This is a genomic window from Streptomyces sp. NBC_00252 (assembly GCF_036187565.1).
Taxonomy (GTDB): Bacteria; Actinomycetota; Actinomycetes; order Streptomycetales; family Streptomycetaceae; genus Streptomyces.
In genome coordinates, this window is record NZ_CP108087.1 from 1,570,205 (window position 1) to 1,590,923 (window position 20,719).

Sequence of the window (20,719 nt, forward strand, 5' to 3'; positions counted from 1 at the left end):
CGTGACGGCCCCACCGTTCCCCGTCAGCGAGATCGTGGCGGCCCAGAGACCGCACCGCAAGGACGCCGCCCGGAACTACGACGCCCTGCTGACGGCCGCCCGCGAGGCCTTCGCGGAACACGGCTCTGAGGCCTCACTGGAGGACATCGCGCGGCGCGCGGGCGTCGGCATCGGCACCCTGTACCGCAACTTCCCGACCCGCCGGGCCCTCTTCGAGAGCGTCTACGCGAGCGAGGTGAACGCGCTGTGCCAGTTCGCCCTGGACGTCGCCGACCGGGAGCCGTGGGAGGCGCTGACCTCGTGGCTCAACCGTTTCGCGAGCTACGTGACGACGAAGCAGGCGGTGCGGCAGGCGCTGGAGAACGACTCGGAGATCTTCGAGACCTGCCGTGAGTCGATGTTCTCCGCGGGCGGCCCGCTGTTCGAGCGCGCGCAGAAGGCGGGCGTGGCCCGCACGGACATGGACTTCAACGACCTGCTGCGCATGGCAGCCGGGATCACCGGCACGACGTTCGTGGACGACGCCCAGCGCGACCGCGTGCTGGCGATCGCACTGGACGGCGTCCGCGCGAACCACTGACCGCGCGATCCATTGAGCGCGCGATCCATTGAGCGCGCGGACCACCGAACGGCCGGTTACGCGGGGGGCGTTCCCTCGTACGCCGCGCGCAGCAGCGCGAGCACCCCGTCCTCGGTGACGGGCCGCGGGTTGGCGTACTCCTGGCTCACCGCCTGTGCCGCCGCCGTCGCCAAGTCGCCCTCTTTCAGGCCGAGTTCGGCGAGCGAGCGGGGTGCGTCGAGCCGCCGCGCCAGGTCCCACAGGGCGCGCGGCGCGTCCCCGGCGTCCAGCGCGCGGGCCACGGCGGCAGCGGCTTCCGGTGCGGCGGGCGCGTTGTAGGCCAGCGCGTACGGCAGCACCACCGTGTGCGTCTCCGCGTGCGGCAGCCCGAAGGTGCCGCCGAGGACGTGACAGAGCTTGTGGTGCAGGCCCATCGTCGTGCCGCCGAGACACGAACCGCACAGCCACGCCCCGTACAGGGCGCGACTCCTGGCCTCCAACGACGTTGGTTCCGTGGCCAGTTGGGGCAGCGCGCCCGCGATCGCCCGTACACCCTCCTCCGCCATCAGCGCGATGAGCGGCGAGGTGTCCGGGGCGTAGAGGGCTTCCACGGAGTGCGCGATGGCGTTGATCCCGCTGGTCACCGTGAGCGGGACGGGGAGTTCCAGGGTGAGTTCGGGGTCGTAGACGACGCTGCGGGGCAGGACGGCGGGGTCGCGGCCGGTGCGTTTGGCGCCGTTCTCGGTGAGGCCCCAGACCGGGGTCATCTCGGAACCGGCGTAGGTGGAGGGCACCGCGATCAGCGGGAGGCCGGTGCGCAGGGCGATCGCCTTGCCGAGGCCGACCGCCGAGCCGCCGCCGACCGCGACGCAGCCGTCGGCGCCGAGCGTGCGCACCAACTCCACCGCACGCTCCGCCACTTCGGCCGGGACGTGCATCTTCGCCTCCGTGTGCACCCCGGCGCACACCTCGCCCAGCGAGTCGGCGACCGCCCGCGCGGTGTCGGCACCCCGGGCGCCCGAGAGCACCAACACCCGCCGCAGGCCGAGCCGTTCGGCCTCTCCGGCGGTCGCGGTGAGCGCGGCTCCGGGGCGGAACACGACCCGCATGGGCTGGGCGTCGTAGGAGAAGTCCAGGAAGTTCTTCACGCGCGGTCCAGGACGAGGTCGAAGCGGGCGTGGCGGAAGGGGTTCTCGATGCCGAACTCCCGTGCCAGGGACGGGTCGTCGGTCGGGGTGAAGTCCTCTACGAGGCTCTGTTTGACGGCGAAGACGGCGTCGGAGTCCAGGTAGTCGCTGCCCGCCACGAAGATGTGGGTGGTGACCGGGGTGTGGCCCTCGGCCGTGGCGATGAAGTGGATGTGGGCGGGGCGGTAGGGGTGGCGGGCGGTGGCCTTGAGGAGTTCGCCGACCGGGCCGTCCGTGGGGATGGGGTACGGGCTCGGGACGCAGGTGCGGAACCAGAAGCGGCCCTCGGCGTCCGCGGTGAACAACCCCCTTCCGTTGCCCGGGGGTTGGACGTCCGGTTGCTGCACGTCGTAGAAGCCGTTGCCGTCGGCCTGCCACACGTCGAGGACCGCGCCGGAAAGCGGGGTGCCGTCGTCGGAGACGATCCGGCCGCTGACCACGCAGGGCTCGCCGCCGCCCACCAGGTCGATGTTCTCGCCGAGCCGGCGCACCGGCGACTCGGTCATGTGGAAGGGACCGAGGACCGTGGACTCGGTGGAGCCGGCGGCGTGGTCGCCGTTGATGGTCTCCACGAGCATGGACAGGCCGAGCACGTCCGACAGGAGGATGAACTCCTGCCGGGTGTCCGTGCAGGTCTGCCCGGTCTCCGTCAGGAAGCCGATCGCCCGCTCCCACTCCGCCTGGGTGAGGCGGGTCTCCCGCGCGAACGCGTGGAGGTGCCGGATCAGGCCGGTCAGCAGTTCCTTCAGGCGGGGGTCGGCGGTCCCCTCCAGACTGGCGACGGCCTCGTCCGTGACGGTGACGTCAGTGGTCATTGCGGCTCCCTACCCGGTGCGAACTGCCCCTGTGCGAAATGTCAGCCGTGCCCGAGGATGCGTCGCAACGCGTCCGTGAGCAACTGTTCGGCGTTCTCGGCCGCGTCGGCGTGGCGGAACGCGACGTAACCGTCCGGGCGTACGAGGAGGGCGCCCGCCTCGGACACCTCCCTCAGCCGGGCCCAGTCGCCGTACGGGTCGTCGTACTCCTGGCCGGGGCCGATCACGACCGTGGCGATGTCCAGGGACTGCGCCTCGGCCGCGCGCAGCCAGGCCTCGCCGCCGATGCCGGTGAGCAGGGTGAAGCGGCCCTTGCCGACCGTGTCGAGGGTCGAGAGGGTGCGGGTGCCGGAGGTGATCCAGGCGTGCGGGAGTTTCGCGCCGGGGCGGGAGCTGGGCTGGTGGAACAGCTCGCGGTCGCGTTCGAAGCCGGGGTCGGGCGTGCCGTCCGGGACGACCGCGGTCGAACTCTCCGCGGAATAGCGCTGGTTGAGGTCGACGCCGTGCGCGTTGAACTCGTACACCTTGAAGGCGATCGCGTCGCGCAGCGCGGCCCGCTGCTCGGCGGCGGCCTCGGTGGCGTCCTTGCGGGCCTCGATGTTGGCCCACAACTGCTCGGGCGTCTGCGGGGAGAGGCCGTCCAGCGCCGCGAAGATCGGGGCGGTCTCGCCGATGGACTTGTTGGCGCGGGTGACGATCTGCCTGCCGACGGGGGCGCGTTCGGCGTCGTAGGAGTCGAGGAGTTTCGGGGTGGCGGTGCCGTCGAGGACCAGTTTCAGTTTCCACGCCAGGTTGTAGGCGTCCTGGATCGACGTGTTGGAGCCGAGTCCGTTCGACGGCGGGTGGCGGTGCACGGCGTCACCGGCGCACAGGACGCGTCCGTTGGCGTAGGTCTCGGCGTACATCTCGTTGACCGTCCACGCCGAGGACGACCTGATGGTCACCGGGATGTCGTCGTCACCGACCAACTGCCGTACGACGGACAGCGCGTACTCCTCGGTGAGGTCGGGGGCGCCGGCCGTCACGTCGTAACCCCACACGATCAGCCACTCGTTCCACGGCTTCACGCAGCGCACCAGGCCCGCGCCGATGCCGCCGACGGTGGCGCCGGGAGCGAGTACCCAGTAGAGGGTGGAGGGCCGGTGCGCGGTGTACTTCGACAGGTCCGCGTCGAAGACGATGTTGATGCTGCCCGCGACGCCCATCTGGCCGCCCATCGGCAGTCCGGCGTCCTCGGCGACCTGGGAGCGGCCGCCGTCGGCGCCGATGAGGTACTTGGCGCGGATCCGGTACTCGTCGCCGCGCAGCCGGTCCTCGACGGTGACCGTGACGCCGTCGTCGTCCTGCTCGAAGGACTTGTAGACCGTGCTGAAGCGGACGTTGGAGCCGCGCGCGAGGGCCGCGTCGATCAGTACCGGTTCCATGAGGTGCTGCGGCATGTCGCACATGCGGGTCGGGCTGGCCAGGTCGTGGGCGGCCTGCACGAGCGGCTCGTTGCCCCAGGAGCGGATGCGGCCCAGTTCCTCGCCCGCGAGGCTGGTGCAGAACGTGGTGTTGCCCATCAGGTGCTGCGGTGTCGCCTTGGCCAGCACCTCGTCCTCGACCCCGAGGTCGCGCAGGATCTCCATCGTGCGCTGGTTGGTGATGTGCGCGCGGGGCGTCCTGGTGAGGCGCGAGTAGCGCGTGACGACGATGTGCGGCACGCCGTAGGTGCTCAGCGCCAGCGCGGCGGCGGCCCCGGCCGGGCCGCTGCCCACGATCAGTACGTCGGTCTCGACAACGTGCACGGCGGGACGCTCCAGGGGTGCGACGGAGGTGAGGCAGGGGTGAGGCGGAACGGCGGTGAGGCTCAGGCGGGACCACGGGTGAGAAGGGCACCGACTCTTCACGATCATGATGCGGGCCGGACCTGCCCGGGTGTCTCATTACGAGACAGTCTCAGCCCCCCGGCGGCGGCCGGCACGGGCCCGATACGGTGAGAGGCGTCATGACCACCCTGGATCACTCCCCCGCCCTCACCCCGCTCCGCCAGGCGCGCGAGCGCTTCCTGACCGGCCGCCCGCTGCCCGACGACGTCCCGGACGAGGTCCTCGCGGCCTGGCGCCGGGCCCGCTTCTACGGCGTGCGGCACGACCTCGACGGACCGGTCCACGAGCCCGAACTCCCCGCCGATTCCACCCTGTTGGAGGCCGCGCGGCCCGTCCTCGACCGCATCGCGCCGGCCCTCGGACACTCGGCGCTGCTCCTCACCGACGAGCGGCTGCGGGTGCTGTGGACCACGGGCGAGGTGCCGGGTGACGACCGGTGCCGGGACCTCTCCGAGCGGGAGGTCGGCCACAACAGCGCGGCCCTCGCCCTGCGCACCCGCCGCCGGGCCGAGGTGCACGGCCCCGAGCACTTCCTCGACGTGTGGCAGGACGTGTCCGCGGTCAGCGTGCCGCTCCTCGCCCCGGATTCCGGGCAGGCACTGGGGACGGTGACCGTCGCGTCCGCCCTGTGCGCGGGCTGCGGCCCCCATCCGGGCGCCGCCCTCGCCGAGGCCGCGGCCTGCGCCGTCGAGGCGGAACTCCTCGCCCGCTCCCGTACCGCCGAACGGGTCCTGCTCGACGCGTACACCCGCGCCGCCCATGGCCCGGACCGCGCGATCGTCGCCCTCGACGGCCGCAACCGCCTCATCAGCCAGGCGGCGGTCCGGCTTGCGACGCCCCAGGTGCTGACCGCCTTGGAACGGGCCTGCGCGAGTGAGCGCGGTGCGGGGGCACGGGCGTCTCAGGACTCACGGCAGTCCCAGGTGCCCGGCACCCGTCCGCCGGCGGAGCAGTGCTACGTCGTCACGCTCCCCGCCGACGCCGGATGCACCGCCGAGATCACTCCGGTACGGCATGACGGCCGCGTCCTCGGGATCGTCGCCGTACTGGAAGCGCGGGTCGCCGAGGTGCCGCGACCGGCACCGCGCCCGGCGCTTGCGCTCGCCGGTGGCTCGGTGCCCTGGCGGCATGCGGTCGCCCGGGCCGTCGAACTGGCCCGGGTCCATGAGCCGCTGCTGCTGACCGGTGAGCGCGGCAGCGGCAAGACCGCGCTGGCCCGTGAACTGCTCGGCGGAATGGTGCCGTTGGTCGCGGACGCCGCCGAGTCGCCGGAACTCGGCGTGAAGTACAGCGAGTTGGCCGACGGCCGCCCGCTGCTCCTGCGGCACGCGGAGCGGCTCGCCCAGCCTGACGTCGCCGCGCTCAACTCCCTGCTCGACGAACACCCCGACGTGTATCTGCTGGTCACCTACACGCCCGGCACTCCCCCGGGCCCGTGCTTCCAGCGCCTCCTGGACACCCTCGCGGCCCGGTCGGTGACCCTGCCCGCGTTGCGCGAACGGGCCGAGGACGTACGGGAGTTGCTGCCGGTCCTCGCGCCCCGCCCGGCGCCGGGGCAGCCGCCGCTCACGTGGACGCTGGACGCGTTGCGGGCCCTGGAGGAGCACCCGTGGCCCGGGAACGTCACCGAACTCGCACATGTCGTCAGGACGTTGGCGGAACACCGGCGAGTCACCGGCCCGGTGCGGCGGGCCGAGCTGCCCGATCCCGTCCGGGAGGGGCCTGCCGCGCGGCGGCTCAGCCCGATGGAACACGCCGAACGCACCGCGATCCTGGCCGCGTTGCGTCGGCACGGCGGCAACAAGGCGCGGGCGGCGGTGTCGCTCGGGATCGGCAGGGCGACGCTGTACCGCAAGCTGCGCGGGTACCGGGACGTCCCGTAGGCGGGGTGCCGATCCACCACCCTGAGCGGCACTTGAGCAGGCCGAGCGGGTTCGCGCGCGGGCCCGACGCGCTTATTTGATCAGGGCGTTGGCCACCACGACCACCACACCCAGCAGCGCGTCCACCGCGCCGATGACCACGGCCGCCACCCAACTCCGAGCCGACCAGCGGGCGGTGACAAGGCCCAGGCAGAACAGCAGCGCGATGTTGAGGACGAACGCCGCGTACTCGACGCCGTTCGCGGGCCACCAGCCCCAGCCCGCCCCGGCGAGCAGGAAGACGGTGGGCAGCGCGGCGGCGACGAGGGGCCACTCGTCGCGCAGGGTGCGCAGGGCGTCCCAGCGGCGGTGCGGGGCGCGCTCGGCGATGTAGTGCGCGTACCCGTGGGCGAGTGCCGAGGCGGCGGCGGTCACCAGCAGCCACAGGGCGTCGTAGCGGCGGCTGCCCCGGTCGGTGTGGCCGTACTGGGTGAGCGCGGCGACCATCGAGCAGGCCAGGACGGAGCCGTAGACGCCGCCGAAGAGGATGTTCTCCCGGGTTGCGTGCGGGTGCGGCTCGGGGACGGTCGCCGTGGTCTGCGCCATGCCCTCCACGATCACCCGGCCCCGCCCGGGCCGCCACTCCGCGACGATGTGTCCCCCCACCTGGGCGGATACCCCACACAGTGTCCACGCCTCGGCCGGTCCGGCCCGGCTAGGGTCGCGGCATGACGCACAGTTTCGTAGTCCACATCCCCGACGCCGAGCTCGAACCCGAGCCCCTCGACCCGGTGCAGATCGTCTCCGGTACGCCCGAGGTCACCGGGAAGGTCGTGTGGGAGTCCGCGGACGGCAAGCAGGTCCGCGGGATCTGGCAGATCACCCCGGGGGTGGTCACCGACACCGAGGCGGACGAGCTGTTCGTCGTGGTCAGCGGGTCGGCCACCATCGAGGTCGAGGGCGGCCCGACGCTGACGGTCGGCCCCGGGGACATGGCGGTGCTGCGCGAGGGCGACCGTACGACGTGGACCGTGCACGAGACGCTGCGCAAGGCGTACGCGATCAATCTGTGAGCAGGGACTGTCCGGTCCGCCCCGGGAACCGACTGCTCAACGCGGCGCGGGGGCAGGCATGTTGTAGGGCGTGACGACCTGGATCGCGGACGGCGGGGTCGGGCCCGCGGGCGGCAGGGCGTCCTGGGCGCGCATCACGATGCGGCAGGCCTCGCGGACGTCCTGGCGCAGGTCGTGGTGGAGGACGGCGGACAGCCGGTGCTCGTGCAGCAGCCGGGTGTTGTCGTGGTCGAGGTCGTGCGCGACGAACACGGCGCACTCGCGGCCCAGGTCGGCGAAGGCGCGCAGGGTCGCGTTGTTGCCGCCGCCGATGGAGTAGACCGCGCGGATGTCCGGGTCGTTCCGGAGTGCGGCCCGGACCAGTTCGTACTGGGTGACGTCCAGGCCGTGGCCCTCGGTGATCTCGACGAGGGACCGTTCCGGGTAGCGGGCGCGCATGGTGCTGCGGAAGCCCATCTCGCGCTCTTCCTCGTTGCGGAAGAAACCGCTGCTCAGGCTGGTGAGGACGTTGCCTGGGCGGTCGCCGAGCCACTGGCCCATGAGGTAGGCGGCCGTGGCGCCCGCGGCCCGGTTGTCGATCCCGACGTAGGCCAGGCGGGCGCTCGCGGGCAGGTCGGTGACCAGGGTGACGACGGGGATGCCCGCGGCGACGAGCCGGCCGACGGCCGCGGTGATCTCGGGGACGTCGGGCGCCTTGAGGATGACGCCCTGGGTGCCGCGCCGGGCGATCCGGTCCAGGGTGGCGACCAGTTCCTTCACCGGCGCGGTCTCGCGGAAGTGGAAGCGGGAGCGGACGACGGCCGGGTGCAGGTCGGGCAGCTCGGCCTCCAGCGCGGCCCGGACGGCGGTGGAGAACCGCTCCGGCGTCTGCATCACGATGTCGATCATGAACGTACGGCCGACGAGCCTGACCTGGGTGCGCTGCCGGTCGAGATCGGCGATGGCCTGGCGCACCTCACGCTCGGTGCTCTCCCGCACACCGCCCCTGCCGTTCAGCACCCGGTCCACGGTGGCCTCGCTGAGACCCGCCTGACGTGCGATTTCACGGATCGGGAAGGGGTGGCCCACCGGTCGTCTCCTTGAGGGGTTTTTGATGGCTGGCTGCTGGTTGTTCGATGGGTTTGTACTGACAAGAATGACAGGACCGCACCGCTCCGTGACCCGAGGGGACGACGATGTCCTTCACATCAGCAGAAACCCGCGCCTGGCTCGCCGAGCAGGACTGCGACCTCGACGCCTTCCGCGCCCTCGTCGAGCAGCCCACCGACCTGGGCGACTTCCCGTACGCGTCGTCGGTCGAGCGGAACGTCCTCGTCTACGACAGCGACCGGCTCCGCAAGTCCGTGGCGGCCGGGGAGCGCCGTGAGGTGCAGGCCGAGCTGGTGCGGGCGTTCGCCGAGGGGCCCGGCATCGTGGTCCTCCGGGGTGCCTTCCCTGATCCGTCGGTCGTGGACCGTGCCACCGAGGTGTTCGAGGCTTTGATCGCCGAGCAGCGCGCGTCGGGCGCGGGCGCCGGGGACCACTTCGCGAAGCCGGGCGCCAACGACCGGGTGTGGAACGCGCTGGAGAAGGCCGCGCTCTACGACCCGGAGGCGTTCGCCGACTACTACGCGAACGACATCCTGGCCCTGGTCTCCGGCGCCTGGCTCGGCCCCGGCTACCAGGTCACCTCGCAGATCAACGTGGTCCACCCGGGCGGCGCCGCGCAGACCGTGCACCGCGACTACCACCTCGGGTTCCTGACGAACAAGGCCGCGGCGAACTACCCGGCGCACGTGCACCGCCTCTCGCCGGTGCTCACGCTCCAAGGGGCGGTCGCGCACTGCGACATGCCGGTGGAGTCGGGGCCGACGATGTATCTGCCGCACTCCCAGAAGTTCGAGCCGGGCTATCTCGCGTGGCGACTCCCCGAGTTCCAGGCCTACTTCGAAGCCAACTACATCCAACTCCCGCTCGCCAAGGGCGATGCGGCGTTCTTCAACCCCGCGCTCTTCCACGCGGCCGGCACCAACCGCACGGCGGACGTACGGCGCATGGCCAACCTGCTCCAGGTGTCCTCCGCGTTCGGGCGGGCCATGGAGACGGTGGACCGGGAGGCCGTCACCAACGCGGTCTTCCCGGTGCTGCTGAAGCGCAAGGCCGAGGGCGTGGGCGAGGAGTGGCTCGACACGGTCGTCGCGGCGAGCGCCGAGGGCTATCCGTTCCCGACCAACCTCGACAACGACCCGCCGGTCGAGGGTCTCGCCCCGCCGTCGCAGGCCGACCTCGTGCGCCGCGCGGTGCGCGAGGGGTGGGACCCGCAGGCGCTCCGCGGGGAGCTGCGGGCCGGTGCCGAGCGGCGCGAGAGCTGAGCGCGGCCATGGGATCCACGGAACGTCCGGGGCTCACGGGGCTCCTCGACGGCAAGGTCGTCCTCGTCAACGGCGGCAGCCAGGGGGTGGGCGCCGCGATCGTGCGGGCGGCGGTGCGCGAGGGCGCGGTGGTGTCGTTCACCGGCCGCCGTGCCGACGTGGGCGAGAAGCTCGCGGCGGACACGGGCGCCGACTTCCTGCGGGCCGACCTCGCCGATCCGGCGCAGGCGCGCGACAGCGTCGTACGGACTGTGGAGACCCACGGCCGCGTCGACTGCCTCGTCAATGCGGCCGGGCTCACATCACGCGGCTCGCTCCTCGACACCACACCCGAGCTGTTCGACCAGCACATGGCCATCAACCTCAAGGCCCCGTTCTTCGCGATGCAGGCCGCCGTGACCGACATGGTCGCCCGCGAAGCACCGGGCACCATCGTCAACATCGGCTCCAACTGCGCCCACGGCGGCCCGCCCTACCTCGCCCCCTACTCCGCGGCCAAGGCCGGACTCGCGGGCCTCACCCGCAACGCCGCCCACGCCCACCGCTTCGACCGCATCCGCATCAACACGCTCAACATCGGCTGGACGGACACCGAGGGCGAGGACGCCACACAGCGCGCCTTCCACGGAGCCGGCGACGACTGGCGGGAACAGGCCGCGCGGTCGCAGCCGATGGGCAAGCTCGGCCAGCCGGACGAGATCGCCGCGTTCGTCGTGTTCCTCCTCTCCGACCGCAGCGGTGTGGTGACCGGCTCGGTGATCGACTGGGACCAGAACGTCCTGGGCGCCCTCGACTGACCCGCACCGTCCGGCAGTTGGACCTCTCCGAACCCACCACCGCACGAAACCCGCACCTCTCGAGAAAGCAAGAGCCCTCATGCGCATCGGAATCCTCGGCCTCGGCCGTATCGGCGCCTTCCACGCCGAGACCCTGTCCGGACTCGACGCGGTCGAGTCCCTCGTCGTGGCCGACCCGTTCGCGGAGGCCGCCAAGAAGGCCGGCGAGCGGTTCGGCGCCGAGGTCGCGGACTCCCCCGAGGCCGTGCTGGCCGCCGGGATCGACGGTGTCGTGATCGCCGCGGCGACCGACGCCCACCCGGGCCTGATCCTGGCCGCCGTGGAGGCGGGCGTCCCCGTCTTCTGCGAGAAGCCCGTCGCCAAGACGATGGCCGAGGGCGTCAAGGTCCTCAAGGCCGTCGAGGGCAGCGGCGTGCCGATCCAGATCGGCTACAACCGCCGCTTCGACGCCGGTTTCGTCAACGCGCGGGCCGCGGTGCGGTCCGGCGAGCTGGGCAAGCTGCACACCGTGCGCTCCACGACGCTGGACCCGGCGCCGCCGCCTGCCGCGTACATCGCCGCGTCCGGGGGCATCTTCCGGGACTGCTCGGTCCACGACTTCGACATCATCCGCTGGGTCACCGGCCGTGAGGTCACCGAGGTGTACGCGGTCGGCGGCAACCGGGGCGCCGACTACATCAAGGAGGCGGGCGACGCCGACACCACCGGCGCGATCCTGACCCTGGACGACGGCACCATCGCGGTGGTGTCCAACTCCCGCCACAACGCCCGGGGTTACGACGTCCGCATGGAGATCCACGGCTTCACGGACTCCATCGCGGTGGGCCTGGAGGACAAGCTGCCGCTGCGCTCGGTCGAGCCGGGTGTGACGTTCCCCGCGGGCGTGCCGCACGACTTCTTCATGGACCGGTTCACGGCCGCCTACCGCGCCGAACTCACCGCGTTCACCGAGGTCGTGGCCGGAACCCGCCCCTCGCCGTGCACGGTCGCGGACGCGCTGGAGGCCGGCTGGATCGCCGACGCCTGCACCCTGTCGCTGCACGAGCACCGCCCGGTCACCATCCAGGAGGTACGGGAGGCATGAGCGGTCCGGGTCGGGAACCCCTGCGCATCGGAGTACTGGGAGCGGCTCGGATCACCGAGCAGTCCCTCATCGGTCCGGCCCGGACGACCGGCCACCGCATTGTCGCGGTGGCCGCGCGGGACCGGTCCAGGGCGGAGGCGTACGCCGCCGCGCACCGCGTCGAGAAGGTGGCCGACTCGTACGCCGACCTGATCGCCGACCCTGAGGTGGAGGTCGTCTACAACCCGCTTGCCAACGGCCTGCACGGACCGTGGAACCTCGCCGCGCTCGCGGCGGGCAAGCACGTCCTCTCCGAGAAGCCGTCCGCGAGCAACGCGGAGGAGGCGGCCGAGGTGAAGGAGGCCGCGGCGAAGTCCGGGACGATCTTCATGGAGGCGTTCCACTACCTCTTCCACCCGGTCACCCGGCGCCTGCACGAACTGCTGGCCTCCGGTGAACTCGGCGAACTCCGGCACGTCGAGACGCTCGTCGCGATCCCGGCCCCGCCGGACACCGACCCGCGTTGGTCCCTCGACCTGGCCGGCGGCGCCGTGATGGACCTGGGCTGCTACAGCCTGCACGCCCTGCGGATGCTGGCCCCCTGGGCGGGCGGCGCACCCCGCCTGGTCTCGGCCCGGGGCGGCGAACGCGCGGGCGCCCCGGGCGTCGACGAGTGGCTCGACGCCAACCTCGTCTACCCCAGCGGCGCCACGGGCACCGCCCGCTGCCACATGGCGTACGACGAACTGGTCATGAGCTGCCGCATCACCGGCAGCCGGGGCGAGGCCTTCGCCCCGAACTTCGTCCTCCCTCAACTGGACGACCGCGTCATCATCCGCACGACGGACGGCGAACGCACCGAACGCCTCGGCCGCCGCTCGTCCTACACCTACCAACTCGAGTCGTTCGCCGCCCGGTTGAGGGAAGGCGCGCCGCTGCCACTGGGTCCGGACGACGCGGTCGCGACGATGACGCTGATCGACGAGGCCTATCGGGCGGCGGGGTTCGCCCCCAGGCCGCGGCTGTCGGTCCTGCGGTAGACGAAGGTCGGGTACGCCTCCCCGACCGCCCGCTCCCACGCCCGGACGATGTCGTCCGGGCGTTCCGCATGGGCCTGGGCGAACACGGTGACGCAGCGGGCGTGGACGTCGGTGGCGTCGCTGCGCCGGGTGAGCGCGAGGAGGGCCCGGAGCCCGGCGGCGGCCTCCTCGGGGTGCCCGTCGGCCAGCCGGTCCAGGACGACACGACCGAGCGCCACGGCGAGATCGGAGACCGTGACCGCCAGGTCGCCGGCATCCGCTCCGGGGCTCGCCCTCAGCAGTGCCTCGGCCTCCTCGTAGCAGGCCACCGCGCCGGTGTGGTCGCCGGTGCCGCCGAGGGCGCGGGCGAGCACGCGGAGGCGCCGGGCGAGCAGGGGGCGGTGGGTGCCACCGTCGGAGTCAGCGAGCCGACGGGTGAGTGTCACCGCCTCACGGGCGCTCGCCACGGCCGACTCGGCGTCACCTGCTTCTTTCTGACGGATGCTCAAGTTGCCGAGTACGCGGGCCAGTTGAGCTTCGTGGTCTCCAGTGCGCCGGTACGCGGCCACGGCACGCTCCGTGTCCGCCACGGCCTTGAGATGGTCGCCGGTGCGGCGATGGCAGCGGGCCAGGTCGTCCAAGGCGTCGGCGAGCAGGGGCTCGTAGACCTCCGGGCGGTCGGCCGCGAGGCGGGCGTACAGGTCGGTCAGCTCCGTGAGCGTGCTCAACTGCTCGTCGTAGGCGGCCCGTTCGGCGAGGACGACGGCCAGGCAGTTCAGCGCCACGGCGAGCCACTGCGGCTGGTCGGCCAGTGCACGGGCTTCGGTGACCGCCTCTTCGGCATGCGTGCGCGCGGCAGCGGGCGCACCCGTCGCGCTGTGGCAGAAGGCCCAGTCCGTGAGGAGCCGGACGTGCAGGGGGCGCACGAGTTCGGGGAGGAGCCGCGTGATCACCCCGAACACCACGTCCCTCACCTCGGGCCCGAGCGCCAGGGCCTCCTCGTACCGGCCGAGCTCCCGCAGTCCGCCGACCAACTCGGCCAGCACCTGCGGGCGCAGGCGCAGGAAGTGCGAGGACTGCCTGATCGACTGGGCCCGTAGGAGCGCGGCGCATTCCAGGTACACGGCCACGGACTCCTCCGTACGACCGAGTGCGGCGAACACCGTCGCCTGCGTGTTCAAGGCGCTCGGCAGTCCTCCCAGCGCCCGGTCCCGGCGCCCGGGAGACGCCATGCCGCGGTACGACGCCACACACTCCTGAGCCGGTGCCAGGGCCTCCTCCGCCCGGCCGCCGTGCACGAGTGCCTGCGCCCGCGCGTGAACGGCACACGCGGTCACTGCCTGCGGCCGCCGCGCACCCGGCACGCTCAGTGCCGCGTCCGCCGCCTGGCCCGCCTCCGCGTACCGTCCCGACCGCACCAGGGTGGTGGCGTGCACGGCCAGTGCTCGGCTCAGCGCGTCGAGGTGACGTTGCTCGGGGCGGGTTCTCCCGGCGAGCGGCCGGTACAGGGCGACCGCCTCCGCTGCCCACGCCGTTCGGCGGGCGATCGGCGGTGGGCCCAGCAGTACCCAGGCGGGGGCGGCGCAGTGCAGCAGCGCGGCGCCGAGCAGTGGGCCGCCCCATCGGGGAGCGAGGCGTGCCGTCGCGCGCAGCGACGGCAGCAGCATGCGCACCGGCCCCATCCGCACCCCCTGTCCTCCTCGTCCGAGGACAAAGGACGGCTGTGACCGGGCAGTTGGTTGCAGGCGCGCCAGCTCGCCGGAACGGCTAGCGGTAGAACGCCGGCCGCTCCACCAGCTCCACCTCCACCCGTACGCCCTCCTCCAGCGCTCGGACCCCCGCCTCGCACACGGCCGCCGCCGCGTAGCCGTCCCACACGCTCGGGCCGGTCACCTCGCCGCGGCGGGTCGCGTCGACCCAGGTCTGGAGCTCGCGGTCGTAGGCGTCGGCGAAGCGTTCGACGAAGTCCTGGGCGATGGTGCCGCCCCAGCGCCCGGCCATGTTGGTGACCATGGCGTGGCCGTCGCCGATGCGGGCGGTGCCGCGTTCGCAGACGATCTCGGCCTGGACCTGGTAGCCGAAGCCGCAGTTGACGAACATCTCGACGTCGACGATCGCGCCGCCGTCCGTCTCGAACACGACGAACTGCGGGTCCTGGAGGTCGTCCGGGGCGCTCGCGGAGGGCCGCGGGCGCAGCACCTGGACCGCCGTGATCTCCTGGCCGAGCAGCCAGCGGGTGGCGTCCGTCTCGTGCGCCACCGAGTCGCTGATCAGCATGGAGCTGGTGAAGAAGGGCGGGCTGGCCGCGTTGCGGTGCCGGTTGTGCAGCATCAGCGGTCGGCCCAACTGGCCTGTCTCCAGCAGGGACTTGAGCTTCATGTACTCGGCGTCGTAGCGCCGCATGAAGCCGACCTGGACCCTGCGGTGGCCGAGCCGTACCTCGGCCTCCAGGACGCGCAGCGCCGACGCCGCGTCGGGCGTGAGCGGCTTCTCGCACAGGACCGGGAGGTCGTGCTCGAAGGCCGTCAGCAGGGCCGCCTCGTGGGCGGGGCCCGGCGAGGCGATCAGGACCGCGTCGACGTCGTCCGCGGCCATCGCGGCGGCCGGGTCGGTGTACGCGGTGCAGCCGTCGACGGCGGACGCGATCCGTTTGGCGCGCTCGGCGTCGACGTCCACGACGGCGGTCACCCGGGCGCCGTTGATCACGTCCCCGATCCGGCGGACGTGGTCGGCGCCCATTTTTCCGGTTCCGACGACTGCCACTCCGAGCGGGTCGCGCGGGCTCATGGCCATCGGCCGTCCTTTCGAGTCGTCAGGGTCGTCAAAGTCGTGAGGGTGGAGAAGGCGGTGAGGGTGGAGAAGGTCTGAAGGCGGAGAAGGTCCTCACGGTCACCGGCTTCGTCAAGCGCCGCAGGAGCGCAGGAACTTGCGGGTGCGCTCCGCGACGGGAAGCGGCTTGTCCGGCTCGCACGGGTACATGTCCTGCTCGACGATCGCGAACAACTCCACGCCCAGCCGCTGCGCCGCGACCAGTACCGGCTCCAACTCCGGTACACCGGACGGCGGTTCGCACATCACCCCGCGCGCCACGGCCGGCCCGAACGGCACCTCGTTCCTGACGACGTCGGCGAGGATCTCCGGGTCGACCTGCTTGAGGTGCAGATAGCCGACGCGCTCGCCGTAGGTCTCGATCAGCTTGACGCTGTCGCCGCCGCAGTAGGCGTAATGCCCGGTGTCCAGGCAGAGGCTGACGAGGTCGGAGTCGGTCGCGTCGAGGAAGTGCTCGACGTGGTCCTCGGTGTCGAGGTGGGTGTCGGCGTGCGGGTGGACGACGATGTCGAGCCCGTACGCCTCCTTCACCTCGTGCCCGAGCCGCTCCATGCCCTTGGTCAGATGGGCCCACTGCTCGCCGGTCAGCTCCGGCGGCTCCAGGATCTCGGCGGTCTTGTCGTCCCGCCAGAAGGAGGGGATGACGACCAGGTGCTTCGCGCCCATCGCCCGGGTCAACTCGGCCACCTGGCTGACGTGTTGCCAGGTGGCGTCCCAGACCGAGGGGCCCCGGTGCAGGCCGGTGAAGACCGTACCGGCGGAGACCTTCAGGTCACGCCGGGCGATCTCGTCCGTGAGCCGGGCCGGGTCGGTCGGCAGATAGCCGTACGGTCCCAGTTCGATCCAGGAGTAGCCGGCCTGCGCGACCTCGTCCAGGAACCTCTGCCACGGCACCTGTTGGGGATCCTCGGGGAACCAGACGCCCCACGAGTCGGGGGCGGACCCGACCCGGATGCGGTCCAGCGTGGGACGGTCGGACATGTCAGGCAGTCCCTTCGGGAGCCCTGCCCGCCGACGCCTTGAGATCCTCCGCCTCGGGCAGTTCGTTGATGTCGAGGCCGCGGACCTGGGACAACTCGTGCTTGAGCGCGGCGAGTTCGGTACCGCCCGCCATGTGGTTCGTGAGCTCTTCGAGGGTGATCTCGCTGCGCTCCGCCGACAACTCCATCGTGCCCAGACGCAGCACACTGAAGTGGTCGCCGACCATGTACGCGTGGTGCGGGTTGTGGGTGATGAAGATGACCCCGAGCCCGCGTTCACGCGCCGCCGCCACGTACTTCAGCACCACACCGGACTGCTTCACGCCCAGCGCGGCGGTCGGCTCGTCCAGGATCAGCACCCGCGCCCCGAAGTACACGGCGCGCGCGATGGCGACGCACTGGCGCTGGCCGCCGGAGAGGGTGCCGATGGGCTGGTCCAGGTTGTCCAGGACGATGCCCATGTTGCGGAGTTCCTCGTCCGCGGTCTTCTTCATGCCCTCGATGTCGAGACGGCGGATCGGCCACGGGCCGAGCGTCATCTCGGAGCCGAGGAAGAAGTTGCGCCACACCGGCATGAGCGGGACGACGGCCAGGTCCTGGTAGACCGTCGCGATGCCCTTGTCCAACGCCTGACGCGGAGTGGTGAAGTGCACCGGCTGGCCGTCGACGAGGAACTCGCCCTCGGTGTGCTGGTGCAGCCCGGAGATGATTTTGATCAGCGTGGACTTGCCCGCGCCGTTGTCACCCAGGACGCAGGTGACCTGACCCGGGCGGACCGCGAGGTCGACACCGTGCAGGGCACGCACATTGCCGTAGGACTTGCCCGCGTTGCGCAGCTGCACCAGGGGATGGTCGCTGCCCTCGGGCGGGGTGTCGGTCAGGATCTCACCGTGGGTGCCGGATTCGTTGCTTGCCATGGTGTCGGTCACCTCCGGGTCGCGGTGCGCTGCACCCACAGATTGATCATGACGGCGCCCAGGAGCATCACGCCCAGGAACGCCTTGAACCAGTCGGGGTTCCAGCCGGCGTAGACGATGCCCTGCTGGACCATGCCGAACATGAAGGCTCCGAAGACCGGACCGATCGCCGAACCCGCACCACCCGTGAGGAGGCAGCCACCGATCACCGCCGCGGAGATGTAGATCAGTTCCTGGCCCACGCCCTCACCGGACTGCACCGTGTTGAACGAGAACAGCTGGTGCATGCCGATGAACCACGCACCGAAACCGACCAGCATGAACAGCGAGATCTTCGTGAACGCCACCGGCACACCCACCGCCCGGGCGCTCTCCTTGTTGCCGCCGACCGCGAAGATCCAGTTGCCGTACTTCGTCCGCAGCAGCACCCAGGTCGCGATGGCCGCGAACACCAGCCACCACACGATCGTGATCTTCACCTGCACACCGCCGACGTCGAACGACGACGCGAAGATCTTCTTGGCCTGACTGAAGCCGTCCATGTCGCTGATGTCGTCCGTGGCCACGTTGCCCGTGACGAGCTTGGTGACGGCCAGGTTGACGCCCTGGAGGATCAGGAAGCTGCCCAGCGTGATCAGGAAGCTCGGCAGGCCGGTCTTCACCACGAGCCAGCCGTTGAGGAAGCCGATGCCCAGCGACACGATCAGGGCGACGATGACACCGACCCATACGTTCATGGTCAGTTGGTAGCTGAGCATCGACGCGGTGAGCGCGGAGGTGATGACGGCGACACCGGCGGAGAGGTCGAACTCCCCGCCGATCATCAGCAGGGCGACCGGCAACGCCATGATGCCGATCGTCGACGAACCGTAGAGGATGTTCGCCATCGAGGCGCCGTCCCGCACGGGCGGAGCGGCGATCAGGAAGAACACGTACACGGCGGCGGCGCCGAGGAAAACACCCACCTCGGGACGCGCCAACAGCCGTAGCGCCAGGGGCCGTTCGGAGGTCCGGCCGTCGGTTTCCTTCGGGCCGGGGGCCGGCGGTGTGGTCACCGCCGGCTCGGCGTGCTGGGTCATGCTCATCACCGGGTTCCGTTGGCGGCGTACTTGGCGATCACATCGACGTTGGTCTTGTCGACGAAGGCCGGGCCGGTCAGTACGGGCTGCTCACCACCACCGCTGTAGTTGCCGTTGTTCTTGTAGAGCCACAGCGAGTCGACCGCCAAGTAGCCCTGGAGGTAGGGCTGTTGGTCGACGGCGAACTGGATGGTGCCCTTGCTGATGGCGCTCGTGAGGTCCTTGTTGAGGTCGAAGGTGGCGACCTTCGCCTTGCTGCCCGCGTCGGACAGCGACTGCACGGCCGTCAGCGCGAAGGGGGCGCCGAGGGTGACCACGTAGTCGATGGCCTTGTCCTGGGTGAGCTTGGCGGTGATCGTCGACTTCACGGACGGCATGTCCGTGCCGTTGACGTTGAGGACCTCGGTGGTGCCGCTGAAGGTCTTCTTCACGCCGTCGCAGCGCTGCGTCAGGCCGATGTTGCCCTGCTCCTGGATGACACAGACGACCTTCTTGGCGCCCTCCGTGTTCAGCCGCTTGCCGAGCGCCTCGCCGGCCACCGTCTCGTCCTGGCCGAAGAACTCGAGCAGGCCGAGCTTCTTCCAGTCGCTGAGACCGGAGTTGAGGCCGACCACGGGTATGTTCGCCGACTTCGCCTTGCCTATGACGTCCTTGAGGGCGTCGGGCTTGGCGAGGGTGACCGCGATGCCGTCGACCTTCTGGTCGATCGCGTTCTGCACCAGGTTCGACTGGTTGCCCGCGTTCGGGTCGGCCGAGTAGACGAGCTTGATGTTGTCCTTGTCGGCGGCGGCCTGGGCGCCCTTGCGGACGATGTCCCAGAACGTGTCGCCGGGCGCCTGGTGCGTGACCAGGGCGACCGTCATACGCGGCGTGCTCGCCTTGCCCGCGGAGGCGCCGGAGCTGTCCTCCGTGGCCTTCTTCCCGCCGGAGCTGCTGGAGCAGCCGGCGAGAGTCAGGGCCGCTGCCGCGGCCACCGCCACAAAGGGGGCCATTCTGCGCGAGCGGGAGTAAGAGGAACGGTCCATCTTTCCTGCACCTCACTGTGCTTCAGGGGAAAGGGATCAATGATCGCAGAGATCGGGGCGCGGGGCCTGTCCGGCCCCGTCGTCGACCGCGGAACACGGTTGTTGCGCTGGGACGGAATCCAATCCCTGGGGGCGCCCGCTGTCAATACTTTGTTAAGACATCATTTCACAAGCAGGTCCGAATGTAAGTACAAACTATTGACAGGCGACCCCTCCGAGTCCTACACCTGAGAGTCGGCAGGCCCCTGGGACCCGCCCACCCCCAGCAGCTCAGAGGAGTGTCACGCATGGCCGAGTCAGCCCAGCCCTTCGATGTGATCACCATGGGCCGCATCGGGGTCGATCTGTACCCGCTGCAGTCTGGCGTACCCCTGGCGCGTGTGGAGACGTTCGGCAAGTTCCTCGGGGGTTCCGCGAGCAACGTGGCCGTGGCGGCGGCCCGGCTCGGCCGCAGCACCGCGGTGATCACCCGTACCGGCGACGACCCCTTCGGGAGCTACCTCCACGAGGCGCTCAAGGAGTTCGGGGTGGACGACCGCTGGGTGACGCCCGTCGCGGAGTACCCGACCCCGGTCACGTTCTGCGAGATCTTCCCGCCGGACGACTTCCCGCTCTACTTCTACCGGCAGCCCAAGGCGCCCGACCTGGAGATCCGCACCGACGAGCTTGACTACTTCGCGATCCGCCAGGCCCGCGTCTTCTGGATCACCGGCACCGGCCTGAGCGAGGAGCCGAGCCGCTCCGCCACGCTCGCCGCCCTCAAGGCCCGCGACAAGGCCGGCATCACGGTCTTCGACCTCGACTGGCGCCCCATGTTCTGGCAGGACCCGGAGGAGGCCCGCCCGTACTACGCGGAGGCGCTGCGCCACGCGACGGTCGCGGTCGGCAACCTCGACGAGTGCGAGATCGCCACCGGCGTCCGTGAGCCCCGTGCCTGCGCGCAGGCGCTGCTGGACGCGGGCGTGGAACTCGCCGTCGTCAAGCAGGGCCCCAAGGGCGTGCTGGCCGTGCACCGCGACGGTACGACCGCCGAGGTCCCGCCGGTCCCGGTCGAGGTGCTCAACGGCCTCGGCGCGGGCGACGCGTTCGGCGGCTCGCTCTGCCACGGCCTGCTGTCCGGCTGGGACGTGGAGCGGACCATGCGGTACGCCAACGCGGCCGGCGCCCTCGTCGCCTCCCGTCTCGCCTGCTCCACCGCGATGCCCACCGAGTCCGAGGTCGAGGACCTCCTCGTCGGCGCGCGAGTGAGTGACTGATCGCGTGGCCGTCCCAGCCACCCCTGAACGGAGCTTCTC

At 71.2% G+C, this 20,719-nt stretch carries 19 protein-coding genes; 8 read left to right on the top strand and 11 right to left on the bottom strand.

Translation table 11 applies throughout. From position 1 onward, the window contains the following. The first annotated feature begins 1 nt into the window (after position 1). Positions 2-580, top strand: a complete 579-nt coding sequence (locus OHT77_RS06830) for a TetR/AcrR family transcriptional regulator (RefSeq protein WP_328827111.1) — start codon at positions 2-4, stop codon at positions 578-580. A 56-nt stretch (positions 581-636) separates the two neighbouring features. Here the strand turns inward: OHT77_RS06830 and OHT77_RS06835 are convergent, their stop codons facing one another. The 3 genes from OHT77_RS06835 to OHT77_RS06845 are packed head-to-tail and all read right to left on the bottom strand — an operon-like array spanning position 637 to position 4,348. Then, a complete protein-coding gene (locus OHT77_RS06835; protein WP_328827112.1) occupies positions 637-1,707 on the bottom strand; it encodes a maleylacetate reductase in 1,071 nt (356 codons plus the stop codon). Then, positions 1,704-2,561, bottom strand: coding sequence for an intradiol ring-cleavage dioxygenase (locus OHT77_RS06840; protein ID WP_328827113.1), 858 nt, complete (start codon positions 2,559-2,561; stop codon positions 1,704-1,706). The genes OHT77_RS06835 and OHT77_RS06840 overlap by 4 nt, the downstream gene beginning before the upstream one ends. A gap of 41 nt (positions 2,562-2,602) precedes the next feature. Next, positions 2,603-4,348, bottom strand: a complete 1,746-nt coding sequence (locus OHT77_RS06845; RefSeq protein ID WP_328827114.1) for an FAD-dependent oxidoreductase — start codon at positions 4,346-4,348, stop codon at positions 2,603-2,605. Between the two features lie 200 nt (positions 4,349-4,548). Between OHT77_RS06845 and OHT77_RS06850 the strand changes: the two genes are divergently transcribed. Next, positions 4,549-6,312 carry a helix-turn-helix domain-containing protein gene (locus tag OHT77_RS06850; protein ID WP_328827115.1) on the top strand — a complete coding sequence of 588 codons (1,764 nt, stop codon included), beginning with the start codon at positions 4,549-4,551 and terminating at the stop codon, positions 6,310-6,312. A gap of 72 nt (positions 6,313-6,384) precedes the next feature. On the opposite strand, the gene OHT77_RS06855 is transcribed toward OHT77_RS06850, so the two are convergent. Further along, on the bottom strand, positions 6,385-6,897 hold the full coding sequence (locus OHT77_RS06855) for a hypothetical protein (RefSeq protein WP_328827116.1): 513 nt from the start codon (positions 6,895-6,897) through the stop codon (positions 6,385-6,387). Between the two features lie 122 nt (positions 6,898-7,019). Here OHT77_RS06855 and OHT77_RS06860 point away from each other — a divergent pair, with 122 nt between their 5' ends. Then, positions 7,020-7,364 carry a cupin domain-containing protein gene (locus tag OHT77_RS06860; RefSeq protein ID WP_328827118.1) on the top strand — a complete coding sequence of 115 codons (345 nt, stop codon included), beginning with the start codon at positions 7,020-7,022 and terminating at the stop codon, positions 7,362-7,364. Positions 7,365-7,400: 36 nt separating this feature from the next. Here the strand turns inward: OHT77_RS06860 and OHT77_RS06865 are convergent, their stop codons facing one another. Next, complete coding sequence (locus OHT77_RS06865; RefSeq protein ID WP_328827119.1) at positions 7,401-8,432, bottom strand: LacI family DNA-binding transcriptional regulator; 1,032 nt, start codon at positions 8,430-8,432, stop codon at positions 7,401-7,403. Between the two features lie 107 nt (positions 8,433-8,539). Here OHT77_RS06865 and OHT77_RS06870 point away from each other — a divergent pair, with 107 nt between their 5' ends. From OHT77_RS06870 to OHT77_RS06885, 4 genes are all read left to right on the top strand, one after another. After that, the gene (locus tag OHT77_RS06870; RefSeq protein ID WP_328827121.1) at positions 8,540-9,715 is read left to right on the top strand and encodes a phytanoyl-CoA dioxygenase family protein; all 1,176 of its coding nucleotides are present in this window, start codon (positions 8,540-8,542) and stop codon (positions 9,713-9,715) included. Positions 9,716-9,723: 8 nt separating this feature from the next. Beyond that, positions 9,724-10,512, top strand: coding sequence for an SDR family oxidoreductase (locus OHT77_RS06875; RefSeq protein WP_328827122.1), 789 nt, complete (start codon positions 9,724-9,726; stop codon positions 10,510-10,512). A gap of 79 nt (positions 10,513-10,591) precedes the next feature. Beyond that, positions 10,592-11,596, top strand: coding sequence for a Gfo/Idh/MocA family protein (locus OHT77_RS06880; RefSeq protein ID WP_328827123.1), 1,005 nt, complete (start codon positions 10,592-10,594; stop codon positions 11,594-11,596). Next, positions 11,593-12,615: a Gfo/Idh/MocA family protein gene (locus tag OHT77_RS06885; RefSeq protein WP_328827124.1), complete on the top strand. Its 1,023-nt coding sequence runs from the start codon at positions 11,593-11,595 to the stop codon at positions 12,613-12,615. Before OHT77_RS06880 ends, OHT77_RS06885 begins: the two co-directional genes overlap by 4 nt. On the opposite strand, the gene OHT77_RS06890 is transcribed toward OHT77_RS06885, so the two are convergent. From OHT77_RS06890 to OHT77_RS06915, 6 genes are all read right to left on the bottom strand, one after another. After that, positions 12,564-14,276: a tetratricopeptide repeat protein gene (locus OHT77_RS06890; protein WP_328834171.1), complete on the bottom strand. Its 1,713-nt coding sequence runs from the start codon at positions 14,274-14,276 to the stop codon at positions 12,564-12,566. The genes OHT77_RS06885 and OHT77_RS06890 overlap by 52 nt on opposite strands. 85 nt (positions 14,277-14,361) lie before the next feature. Continuing rightward, positions 14,362-15,381, bottom strand: a complete 1,020-nt coding sequence (locus tag OHT77_RS06895) for a Gfo/Idh/MocA family protein (protein WP_328834172.1) — start codon at positions 15,379-15,381, stop codon at positions 14,362-14,364. Positions 15,382-15,495: 114 nt separating this feature from the next. Then, positions 15,496-16,404 carry a sugar phosphate isomerase/epimerase family protein gene (locus OHT77_RS06900; RefSeq protein ID WP_328827125.1) on the bottom strand — a complete coding sequence of 303 codons (909 nt, stop codon included), beginning with the start codon at positions 16,402-16,404 and terminating at the stop codon, positions 15,496-15,498. A 1-nt stretch (position 16,405) separates the two neighbouring features. After that, positions 16,406-17,320, bottom strand: a complete 915-nt coding sequence (locus tag OHT77_RS06905) for an ATP-binding cassette domain-containing protein (RefSeq protein ID WP_328827126.1) — start codon at positions 17,318-17,320, stop codon at positions 16,406-16,408. An 8-nt stretch (positions 17,321-17,328) separates the two neighbouring features. Next, entirely contained in the window at positions 17,329-18,405 is a 1,077-nt protein-coding gene (locus OHT77_RS06910) for an ABC transporter permease (RefSeq protein WP_328827127.1), read from the bottom strand. Continuing rightward, positions 18,405-19,424: a sugar ABC transporter substrate-binding protein gene (locus OHT77_RS06915; protein WP_266766418.1), complete on the bottom strand. Its 1,020-nt coding sequence runs from the start codon at positions 19,422-19,424 to the stop codon at positions 18,405-18,407. Before OHT77_RS06915 ends, OHT77_RS06910 begins: the two co-directional genes overlap by 1 nt. Positions 19,425-19,711: 287 nt before the next feature. Between OHT77_RS06915 and iolC the strand changes: the two genes are divergently transcribed. Further along, the gene (iolC, locus tag OHT77_RS06920) at positions 19,712-20,680 is read left to right on the top strand and encodes a 5-dehydro-2-deoxygluconokinase (RefSeq protein WP_328827128.1); all 969 of its coding nucleotides are present in this window, start codon (positions 19,712-19,714) and stop codon (positions 20,678-20,680) included. The last annotated feature ends 39 nt before the right edge of the window (positions 20,681-20,719 follow it).

Coding starts and splice junctions, on each gene's coding strand:
- OHT77_RS06840 (WP_328827113.1), bottom strand. CDS start 2,561: ATGACCACTGACGTCACCGTCACGGACGAGGCCGTCGCCAGTCTGGAG.
- OHT77_RS06850 (WP_328827115.1), top strand. CDS start 4,549: ATGACCACCCTGGATCACTCCCCCGCCCTCACCCCGCTCCGCCAGGCG.
- OHT77_RS06855 (WP_328827116.1), bottom strand. CDS start 6,897: ATGGCGCAGACCACGGCGACCGTCCCCGAGCCGCACCCGCACGCAACC.
- OHT77_RS06860 (WP_328827118.1), top strand. CDS start 7,020: ATGACGCACAGTTTCGTAGTCCACATCCCCGACGCCGAGCTCGAACCC.
- OHT77_RS06870 (WP_328827121.1), top strand. CDS start 8,540: ATGTCCTTCACATCAGCAGAAACCCGCGCCTGGCTCGCCGAGCAGGAC.
- OHT77_RS06875 (WP_328827122.1), top strand. CDS start 9,724: ATGGGATCCACGGAACGTCCGGGGCTCACGGGGCTCCTCGACGGCAAG.
- OHT77_RS06880 (WP_328827123.1), top strand. CDS start 10,592: ATGCGCATCGGAATCCTCGGCCTCGGCCGTATCGGCGCCTTCCACGCC.
- OHT77_RS06885 (WP_328827124.1), top strand. CDS start 11,593: ATGAGCGGTCCGGGTCGGGAACCCCTGCGCATCGGAGTACTGGGAGCG.
- OHT77_RS06890 (WP_328834171.1), bottom strand. CDS start 14,276: ATGGGGCCGGTGCGCATGCTGCTGCCGTCGCTGCGCGCGACGGCACGC.
- OHT77_RS06895 (WP_328834172.1), bottom strand. CDS start 15,381: ATGAGCCCGCGCGACCCGCTCGGAGTGGCAGTCGTCGGAACCGGAAAA.
- OHT77_RS06900 (WP_328827125.1), bottom strand. CDS start 16,404: ATGTCCGACCGTCCCACGCTGGACCGCATCCGGGTCGGGTCCGCCCCC.
- OHT77_RS06905 (WP_328827126.1), bottom strand. CDS start 17,320: ATGGCAAGCAACGAATCCGGCACCCACGGTGAGATCCTGACCGACACC.
- OHT77_RS06910 (WP_328827127.1), bottom strand. CDS start 18,405: ATGAGCATGACCCAGCACGCCGAGCCGGCGGTGACCACACCGCCGGCC.
- OHT77_RS06915 (WP_266766418.1), bottom strand. CDS start 19,424: ATGGACCGTTCCTCTTACTCCCGCTCGCGCAGAATGGCCCCCTTTGTG.
- iolC (WP_328827128.1), top strand. CDS start 19,712: ATGGCCGAGTCAGCCCAGCCCTTCGATGTGATCACCATGGGCCGCATC.